The sequence below is a fragment of the Christiangramia aquimixticola genome (genome assembly GCF_048285835.1).
GTDB lineage: Bacteria > Bacteroidota > Bacteroidia > Flavobacteriales > Flavobacteriaceae > Christiangramia > Christiangramia aquimixticola.
On sequence record NZ_JBLVTL010000021.1, the window covers coordinates 65 to 277 of the forward strand.

Annotated in this window: 1 protein-coding gene; it reads left to right on the top strand. The window is 49.8% G+C overall.

Annotated elements, in window-relative coordinates; translation table 11 throughout:
- Positions 1-213, top strand: a 213-nt coding sequence (locus ACNKXV_RS13300; RefSeq protein WP_417908228.1) for a glycine-rich domain-containing protein, incomplete at both ends; no start/stop codon positions are given.

Here is a 213-nt window from a genome sequence, read left to right on the forward strand (position 1 = left end):
TAGGGGTAAAGCTGCAGGAGGTGGCGGCGCTGGAGGCTTTGCACAGGAAACAATCAATGTAAACGCCACATTCGGATTACCTGCGAACTCTAATTTCAATGTAACTGTGGGACAAGGTGGGCAAGGTGCATCAGATCTTTCGCAAAGAGGTGGAAAAGGTGGTAACTCATCAGTGACTGGTACCGTGGATGGAGTATCTAGAACCATCGCACC